Source organism: uncultured Methanobrevibacter sp. (genome assembly GCF_947169325.1).
GTDB lineage: Archaea > Methanobacteriota > Methanobacteria > Methanobacteriales > Methanobacteriaceae > Methanocatella.
Genome location: NZ_CAMVPN010000086.1, coordinates 1 through 9,445 on the forward strand (window position 1 = coordinate 1; position 9,445 = coordinate 9,445).

Consider the following 9,445-nt stretch of genomic DNA (forward strand, 5'->3'; position numbering starts at 1 on the left):
CCACCTATTTATTAAATTTAACTATTTTTAGATAAAATTAAAAATTCACAACTAAATTTCATCAAAAAATTTCAAATCAACAAAGTTTTTGAAAGAGTCGGGTAATGATAATTTTATATAATTGAAATAATAAAATATTATATTAATTATTATATACAGGTTGTAATAGCTATGGCCAATATTAATAATACCTCATCCTACATGGATGAAGACAAAAAGCAAATTATCAAAGAGTCTAACTATACCTATAGAGATGCTCTTGAAGTTTCAGCCTATCTCATTGAAACAGGCAAGTTCGAAAGATTCTACAAGGAAATGCAAATCCATGACCTTCAAAAGGAACTTGATGCAATGGGTGATGAAGAATAAGCTTCAAAAAATATATCTCACGTATATAACTCTTAAAAAGAAACTTTTTTTCATAAGTGAAAGTAATATTTATTATTACTTTTATATTTTTTTTATAATAAAATTTTATATATAATACATAATAAATATATGTATTATGTTACCGGAAAAAACCAACATCAGCGCAAGAGTTGAAATAACACTCAAAAAAATAGTGGAAGAATCTAATTTTACACACAAGGACGCATACGAACTTGGAGCAATGCTGATAGCTATCGGCGATGCTGAAGATACAATAACACTAATACACAACAATCCCAATTACCAAAAGACTATGAAACAGACAGAGTACAGATTAATCGAAGCCAGAAAACAGGAACTTGAAAGGGAATTAAGGGATTTATAGGAGAACCATCACTATGAGTCGAGTAAATTCAGACATACACTATTTTCTAGAGCAGCACGAACAGGAAATCATCAACTGCTGCAAGAAGGCAATGAGCAACAGGGAAATCCTGGAAGTGCTAAAAACAAAATATGATCGTGAAGTTTCACTTACAACATTCAAACAGTTCAAAGCAGGATTGAAATTAACAAAAGGAGATTTCCTTGAAACACTTCTCGATGAAATACAGGTAATGAAAACTCAAGGAGCAACAGATGAAAGCGTGAGAAGATGGCTGGCAGAAGAACATGAATTTGAAGTAAGCAGAGCAACATTTTCCAGATTCAAAAAGAAATACAATTTAATTGACAAAGAAAAAGATTCAAGAGCAAGACAAAAGGACGCATTGACAAACAGAGCCATCACTCAAAAGCAGATAACAGAAAATAACGTTCACGAGGACAATATCGATCTGGCTATTGACTCCATTCTCCAGCAGCAGGTTACAGACATTAAAACCGGTTTGGAAAACTTAGATAAAATAACTAAAAATGCGGTTGGCCTTGAAATAGACTTTGAAAAGCTGGATAATGAAGTAAGATACAATGCCAATGAAAAAAGTCTGGCCAGATACTTGATAGACATTACAGAACTTAAAATCAGATATCTAGAATTATCCGTCAAAGCATTTGAAGCCAAAAACAGATTATTCAAGGATGAAATGGACAGACTATTCAAAAACAGAGTTCTTGAACTGGAAGACAAGAAAATCGAAATCTCACAAAAAGGACATCATGAATGAAATAGAAATCCTTGCAAAACAAATTGACGATAACAATGTATGATGAAAACAATCAGTTCCATCTCAGTGCTAAAGATAAATCTATTTTACAGAAATGTGTATATGAAAATCCATAAAGTTTAATCTTTCATTTACGAGTGAAAAGTCATGTGTAAAATAATTGGGGTCTACCTTAAAAAGTCGACGGCGATCAAGTAAAGAGTCTATTCTCCACAGCAGGTAATTGTTTATTGCAAGAGTTGCTTCAGGACTGCAGAATGTGGTAAAATGTTTTCCTGTTTTTTGTCTTTTGATGTGAAATGTTGGAACTACACCTTCACAGTTACCCAAATCAGCAATTATATCAAAGATATTGGTTTCGTTTGTGTATTCGCTTACGGCCTCAATATAATCTCCGATTGTCAGGTTTAGTGTTTCCATTCTGGCACAACCGCTGGATGCCATAAATAATATGATGGGTTTAATTGTTGGTGTAGCCACATCCACGGCCTTTCTGATGATTTCCTTGTCTGGCAGGTCCTCAAATTGTATGGGTGTAGATGTGTTTGCAGCTTTTTTATTTATTGGAGGTAATTCGAAAAGTTCAATTTCATAATACCTGTAGATTACAAGTATAGGTGTGAACATTGCTTTTACAGTATTCAATGAAAAATTGTCAAGAAGATATTGCCTGAAGGTTAACAGTCTTCTTTTTAATTTTCTGCGTTTCCATTTTATACCTGCATCCTCTTCTGCTTCTGCTTCGTCTAGGAGTTCTTTCAAACTCATTCCACAAAATTCAGTATACTTTTTCACAGCGTGTTTGTAGATTCGCTCCGTTCCCTCACTGTGATTTTTCATAATATGTATTTCTTCAATTAACTCGTTGTCCATAATATCACTTTCTATTTTTTTAATATTATAGGATTTTAGTGAGAGCATTTGACAAGTAATATTTGTTCGTTAACTATAAAACAAACTTAACTAAAAAGTAGTAGATAATTCATTTACTTTTTAATTTTTTTTGTTCGTATTGTATCGAACAAATTTCACTAAAAGTAGTAGATAATTTAAAGTGTGTTATGCCAACAGCAACATGAAGCTGGTCAAAAGGAATCAAAAATTGCATAATCCTGATTCGCCCTTGCTGATTGGGGATGTTAATGAGGGAGATGTTGTAAAAGAGGTCAATGAGCCTAGCTATATTGATGCTCAAACTAGATTGATGTAGTTTTTAGTTAGGCCTTTGATATTTGATGTTCATAGAATGCATTTGAAAATCAATCTTACAGAATTGTGGTGTTCTTGCAGTATGATGTAAAAATTCCATCCAAAAATTTAATCGTTGGGAAATCAAATATACTTATGTTCATGTTTAAAAGAGCATGTAAAAATATTTTTTAAAATTAGGAGGATTAATAAATATGAATGAAAAGGCTAACGAAAGTTCTTGGTTTCCGTTAATAGTTGTGGCTTGTGCTTCCTTTATTATAGTGTTGGACTCTTTCTTCATGAATGTTAGCATTTCTCGAATTGTTGTTGATTTGAATGCTGATGTTAGTACTATTCAAATGATTGTGTCGTTTTGTACTCTTATCACTGCTGCGCTGATACTGTTCAGTACCAAACTTCAGGACATAGTTGGTAAAAAGAAACTGTTTGTAATTGGTGCTGCACTTTTTGGTATAGGAATATTTGCTGCAGTATTAAGTTCAAGTGTTACAATGTTTTTTGTCGGATGGGCAGCGATTAAAGGTGTTGCTGCGGCATTAATGCTGCCTGCCATAGTTTCAATAATAAGCGGAATATATTCCGGCAGAAAGCGTACAATTGCTTTGGCAACTCTCGGGGTAATGGCAGGACTTGCAGATATTTTAGCTCCTCTCCTTGGTGGGCTTATTACAACTTTTTTCAGCTGGAGATACACTTTCGCATTTGAATTAATATTCATTTTATTTATTTTAGTAATGCAAAATAAAATACCTGATTTTAAGCCTACTGAATCTAAAAGCGATCTTGATATTATTGGTGCTATACTTTCCGGTATATGTCTTCTTTTGCTTGTGCTTGGTATTTTGACTCTGACTAAGGATGTTGCTGCCAGCATAATTGAGATAATTTTGGGATTGATAGTCTTGGCAATCTTTATATGGTTTGAACTCAAAAGAAAAAGGTCAGGCAAGGTGCCATTGCTTGATGTTGAATTATTTAGAGACAAAAATTTGCGTATAGGTACATCTATTAAGTTATTATATAATATTGTAATATCTGGAACATTTTTTGTAATGGTTCTGTTTTTCCAAAGTGTATTGCAGTTAAATCCATTCGATACTGGTTTGGCTTCACTTCCGTTTGTTATGGCTTTGTTTATTTTTTCATTGACCGCTCCAAATCTAATAGGAAAACTGAATCACAAGACACTCATGGCAATAGGATGTATAATATCTATTGTGGGATGTCTGATTTTAAGTTATCAATTTAAATTAAATGTAAATATGCTGGATTTAATTCCGGGGCAGTTTTTACTTGGGACAGGTATTGGTTTTATGATGGCTTTAGCAGCGGATGTTGCATTATTCGATGTTCCTGCTGAAGGCCAAAATAATGCATCTGGTATTATTACAACTGGTGAGACATTAGGTTCCTCATTGGGTACAGCAATCATTGGAATAATTCTAATTCTTGGAGTTATGGGTGGTATTAGTACTGCAGTCGATACCTATGCGCCTGATTATTCAGGAGATGAACAATTCCATCAGGAGGTCTATGACTACTTCCAAAAATTAGACACTATTGAGGGACAAGATAGTATTGTTGTGAATACTGCAGATATAATTATTCAGAATGCAATGGCAACCGTAATGTATGGATTAGCCATCGTGTTAGCAGCTATGTTAATTATAACGCTGCGGATAAAAAATAAAAATATTAAAAAACAATGAGAGACAATCTCTCATTTGCCTTTTTTTTTTAAAAATGGTTTGAGTGTTGGCAGAAATTATTCAATTTTGATTTTATTCATTTTGTTTGTATGATAGGATAAATTTCACTAAAAGTTGTAGATATTTTGAAGTGTGTTACGCCAACAGCAACATTAAGTTAGTTAAAAGGAACCAAAAGTTGCATAATCCTAATTCGCCATTGTTGATAGGTGAGGTTAAAGAGGGCGAAACTGTTAAGGAAGTTTCCGAACCAAGTTATATTGATACTCAACAAAGATTAATTTAAATTGTTGAATTGATAAATTATATATTAAAGTAAGTCATGTTGTTCGTGATTTTGTTTAAAGTTCAATTAGTTTAATATTGGGGAGTTTCATTTGAATCATTATGAAGTTAAATTTTTATTAGATTTTGATAATTATGATTATTCAATAATTGAATACATTTTCAGCAATGTCAGAAATGCCCTAAATTGGCAGTTTGATGAAAATTTTAACGCAAATCTAATCGATGAGGATATTAATTACCAGGTTAGAGATGTTTCAAATTTGGAAATGGATGAAATTGATAAAATTATCGATTCATTTTTTAGATTCAACTTTGATTATATTATTAACGTTCCCCTTTACAAGTTTTTAGTTTTAAAAAACAATAAAGGATTAAAAATTTTAGCTAATATCAGTTCATTAATATTTGATTATTCCTCAATAAATGATTTTCATGCATTATTTGTTGATTTGAATAAATCATATCCAAAAAGGGATTTGGAAATTTATTATAGTGGTGTAAAAGACTATTTGGATTCCCCTAATTTCAAAAAGGATTCTCAGTATTGGACAAAACATATCACTAATTCAAGCAGTTACGTCAATTTTTATAATCTAAAAAATAATGCTTGTAATAGCCAAATAATCAATGTTGATAATGATTCTGTTTCTACATTCATTGAGAATCATGATTGCTCTTTATTTGATTTTTATGGATGTGCCTTCTCATTATATCTCTCACGCATAAATAGAATTGGTGGCAGTTTATTAAAAACCATCATTCCAGGTAAAAAAACCGATTCGGAAGTATTTGATAAAAGTACATTGCTGAAAATCGATGTCAATAATGATGATTCTTTCAGTGTTTTGTTAAATGGATTTCGTTCCGAGTTTGAAAACGCTTTGAATCATGCTGCAGTTGATGTTGAAAATTATTTGGATGAAAATGCATCCTTTTATTCAATTTATGATTTCAATGATTTTGATGAGAATATAAGAGTTTATGCTGGAGAATATTCTGCATTAACATTGAATATCTATGGAAATTCCTTGGAACTTGTTTATAATTCAGAATTGTTTTCAGATGTCTATGCGAAACATATGGCGAGAAATATTGAATGCCTAATTAATAATGTCTTAAGTTCACCTGATCAGGCAATAAGCAGTGTTGATATTCTTTCTGATGAAGAAAAAGCGTTGCTTTCTGATTATTGCAGCGGAAAAACCATTGAAGTTGAAAAGGACAAGCTGTTTTCTGAAGCATTTCGTGAACATGCACTCGCCAATCCTGATGCTATTGCAGTTGATGACGGAATCAATCAAGTTTCATATGGGGAGCTGGAAAAATCAAGCAATTCCATAGCTAACGATTTATATGAAAACCATAATATCGGACCTGGAAGCCGTGTAGCGTTAATGCTTCCTCGTGATTATCATTTTCCGGAATTGGTATTGGCATTGAATAAAATTGGTGCTGCTTATGTCCCGATTGATTTGTTATTCCCTGTTAATCGTATTGAACATATGTTAAATATCTCTGAAACAGAACATCTCATCACAAAGGGGACCATTGCAGAAAGTTTGGATTTGAATGTAAATATCATCTCCATTGAAGATTTAAATCGTAATAAAGATGTGGACGTGGAAATAATCAGTAAAATTGATGATTTATTTGCAATCCTATTTACTTCAGGTACAACTGGCATTCCAAAAGGTGTAATGTTTCACAATAGACAGTTCCCGTGGTTCTATGCTGCATATGGGGACATGTTCAACGTCTCCCCAGGGGATGTTATCGGATTATATGCCAGTTTCAGCTTTGTAGCATCATTCCTGATTAATGCTTCCATGTTCTGGGGAGGATGCATCAGGTTATTCAACGAAAATGAACAAAAGAATAGCTTATTATTAACTAAAGCTCTCAAGGAAACTCATATAAATAGTTTAATCTTACCGCCAACTTTGGGCATTCCTATTTTCGAAAATGAAGATTTGAAACTTGATTATTTAATTTTAGCAGGTGCAAAATTAAATGAATTAAGTGAAAAAGATAGGCACACCAAATTGGTTAATTTTTATGGTACAACAGAAGTTATCTTTGCAATCACCAAAATTTATGATTTAAATGATATTGAAGATGATCGAGTGCCTGTAGGCAGACCTATTGCAAATACATGGACTTACATTTTGGATGAAAATGGAAATCAGATGCCCATTGGAGTTCCTGGCGAAATATGCATTTCCAGTCCGGCCATCACTCAAGGATACTACAACAATCCCCAATCAACCTCGAAAGTTTATGTGGACAATCCATACTGTGACAGTGAGATTAATAAGAGAATGTATCGCACAGGAGACATTGGATTTTATAATTTTGATGGTGAAATCGAAATTATTGGACGTGAAGATGATCAATTATCGGTTAGGGGATTTCGCATTGAATCCGATGAAATTTTAACCATCATGAAGAGCTTTGAAGAGATTTCAAACATTTATCTGGATGTTGATAATGATAACCTAATAGCTTATTACACAACCATTGATGATTTGGATATCAATGAAGTTAAAGATGCCTTAAAAACTGAATTGCCTTATTATATGATTCCATCTGTTTTCATTGAATTGGAAAAGATTCCTTTAAATACTAATGGAAAAATCGATAAATCATCATTGAGAGTTGTTACAAACAATGAAAATATTGAAATAACTGATGAAGTTATTTCTTGTGTCGTTGATGCATTCAAAGAGGTTTTAAATCAAGATGTTGTTTTAATTGACGATGATTTTGTTTCATTGGGAGGAAATTCACTATCTGCAATGAAACTGCAGTTGTTGCTGAATGAAAGATTGGATGTCAGCTTATCTTCAAATGAATTGTTAGGCCTTTCCACACCACAGGAAATTGCAAATCACATTAGATTTAATTTAAATGTCCGTTCAACAGTTGATGAGGAAAAATACACTTTTGATAAACATTGCCCGTTATCCGAATCTCAATTAAATGTTTATCTTGATGAAAGCGTCAATGACATGGGCACTGCATACAACAATCCATTTAAGATAGACTTCAAGGACAATTATTCTGCTGGTGAAATAAAAGATGCTTTAATAAAATTGTTTGAAGCGTTTCCAATTTTGAAAGCTCGCGTTTTAAATGATGGGGGAGTTTTATCGTTTGCTTTTGATGCTGAACCGGAAATTATTGAAGGGTCTTTAAATGACATGCACTCTTTTGTCAGAAAATTTGAATTTGATAAATGCCTATCCCGATTTTTAGTTGCAGATGAGGGCACATCAATTATTCTATGCGCTGATTTTCATCATTTGATTTTTGACGGCACATCACTGAATATCCTATTAAATAAATTAGCTTCTATTTTAGATAATGAAGATTCTGATTTTATTGATAAAGGAGCGTTAAGGCAAATCGCATTTGAAGAAATCATCGATTCCGATTATATGGATAATGCCCGTGAATTCTTTGATGATATGCTGGCAGATAATAATGAAGTATATGGCTTGTTACCATCTTTGAACGGTACTGATGAGGAATTTGAACTTATTGATACTTTTGATATGGATATGGAATATTTAAGTTCATTTTTACAAAATCATTCCATAACATATAACCAGTTCTTCACAAGCGTTTTTGCATATACCTTATCAAGATTCAGCGGTTCTGACAAAGTTCTCTTCAATATCATAGAGGACGGCAGAGGCCATATTGATTTATCTAAGTCAGTTGGAATGTTTGTTAAAACATTGCCTGTCCTGATGGATTGCAAAAATCAGGATATTAATTCATATCTCAAATATTCCTCTAATTTAATTAACTCTATCATGAAGTATGATTTGTATCCATTCCGTATTTTAGCTAGTGATTATGATTTGAACTCAAATATCCTATTCCAATATTCGCATAATCTTTTCAGCGATGTAATCAATAAAGAAGATTTGAAATATAGCGTTGATGAGTTGGAACATGACCTGAATGCGGATTTGTCTTTCTATATATTTAACAATGGTGAGAATAGGCTAACGATTAGAATTTTATACTCTTCAATATACTCTAAAAATTTCATTGAGCACTTTAACCAATCTTATAAGTTAATTTTAAATGAAATGATTAGGGTTGGCGAATTAAAGGAAATTGATTACATATCCAATAGGGATATTGAGCTTTTAGACAGTTATAATCAAACCAAACATAAACTGGCTTATGATGATATTCTGGATGCATTTAATGATAATTTATCTGAATATGGAGATAATGTGTTGGTGGGTTATGAGGACACTAGTTATACTCATGGGCAGGGTGCATTCATTGCAAATGAGGTTGCAGGTAAATTAGATGAATTGGGTGTTGTAAAACAGGATCATGTTGCATTATTTGTAAATCGCAGTGAATGGTTTTTGCTTGCAAGCATGGGTGTTTTATCAATGGGAGGAATTTATGTGCCTATTGATACAAGCTATCCCGATGAAAGAGTTATTTTCATGCTTGAAGACACTAAATCCAAAGCTGTCCTTGTTGACAGGAATACCGAACAGCACATGAAAAGCATCATTGCTAAGAATGATTTGGATATTGATGTACTTAATGTTTCAAACATCATTTCTGGAGACATTTCAGCTTCAAAGCATTTGAATAGTGTTGAAGTTGATGACGAAGACATTGCTTGCGTTTTATATACTAGTGGTACTACTGGTGTTCCTAAAGGTG

7 protein-coding genes are annotated in these 9,445 nt (G+C 32.7%); 6 read left to right on the forward strand and 1 reads right to left on the reverse strand.

What is annotated here, in order from left to right:
• Positions 1 to 171: 171 nt before the first annotated feature.
• The 3 genes from Q0W26_RS10090 to Q0W26_RS10100 all read left to right on the forward strand — a co-directional run bounded on the left by Q0W26_RS10090 (position 172) and on the right by Q0W26_RS10100 (position 1,535).
• Positions 172 to 369: a hypothetical protein gene (locus Q0W26_RS10090; protein ID WP_296846758.1), complete on the forward strand. Its 198-nt coding sequence runs from the start codon at positions 172 to 174 to the stop codon at positions 367 to 369.
• Between the two features lie 136 nt (positions 370 to 505).
• The gene (locus tag Q0W26_RS10095) at positions 506 to 754 is read left to right on the forward strand and encodes a hypothetical protein (protein ID WP_296846756.1); all 249 of its coding nucleotides are present in this window, start codon (positions 506 to 508) and stop codon (positions 752 to 754) included.
• Positions 755 to 767: 13 nt separating this feature from the next.
• Positions 768 to 1,535 carry a hypothetical protein gene (locus Q0W26_RS10100; RefSeq protein WP_298524758.1) on the forward strand — a complete coding sequence of 256 codons (768 nt, stop codon included), beginning with the start codon at positions 768 to 770 and terminating at the stop codon, positions 1,533 to 1,535.
• Between the two features lie 81 nt (positions 1,536 to 1,616).
• Here the strand turns inward: Q0W26_RS10100 and Q0W26_RS10105 are convergent, their stop codons facing one another.
• Positions 1,617 to 2,408, reverse strand: coding sequence for a hypothetical protein (locus Q0W26_RS10105; protein ID WP_298524761.1), 792 nt, complete (start codon positions 2,406 to 2,408; stop codon positions 1,617 to 1,619).
• Between the two features lie 181 nt (positions 2,409 to 2,589).
• Between Q0W26_RS10105 and Q0W26_RS10110 the strand changes: the two genes are divergently transcribed.
• The 3 genes from Q0W26_RS10110 to Q0W26_RS10120 form a co-directional block, all read left to right on the forward strand.
• Positions 2,590 to 2,745, forward strand: a complete 156-nt coding sequence (locus Q0W26_RS10110) for a hypothetical protein (protein ID WP_298524764.1) — start codon at positions 2,590 to 2,592, stop codon at positions 2,743 to 2,745.
• Between the two features lie 193 nt (positions 2,746 to 2,938).
• A complete protein-coding gene (locus Q0W26_RS10115) occupies positions 2,939 to 4,456 on the forward strand; it encodes an MFS transporter (RefSeq protein WP_298524766.1) in 1,518 nt (505 codons plus the stop codon).
• 377 nt (positions 4,457 to 4,833) lie between these two features.
• A partial coding sequence (locus tag Q0W26_RS10120; RefSeq protein WP_298524769.1) for an AMP-binding protein occupies positions 4,834 to 9,445 on the forward strand: 4,612 nt, incomplete at its 3' end.

Excerpts from the sequence above, each read along its gene's own strand:
- Q0W26_RS10095 (WP_296846756.1), top strand. The coding sequence starts at position 506 with ATGTTACCGGAAAAAACCAACATCAGCGCAAGAGTTGAAATAACACTC.
- Q0W26_RS10100 (WP_298524758.1), top strand. The coding sequence starts at position 768 with ATGAGTCGAGTAAATTCAGACATACACTATTTTCTAGAGCAGCACGAA.
- Q0W26_RS10090 (WP_296846758.1), top strand. The coding sequence starts at position 172 with ATGGCCAATATTAATAATACCTCATCCTACATGGATGAAGACAAAAAG.
- Q0W26_RS10105 (WP_298524761.1), bottom strand. The coding sequence starts at position 2,408 with ATGGACAACGAGTTAATTGAAGAAATACATATTATGAAAAATCACAGT.
- Q0W26_RS10115 (WP_298524766.1), top strand. The coding sequence starts at position 2,939 with ATGAATGAAAAGGCTAACGAAAGTTCTTGGTTTCCGTTAATAGTTGTG.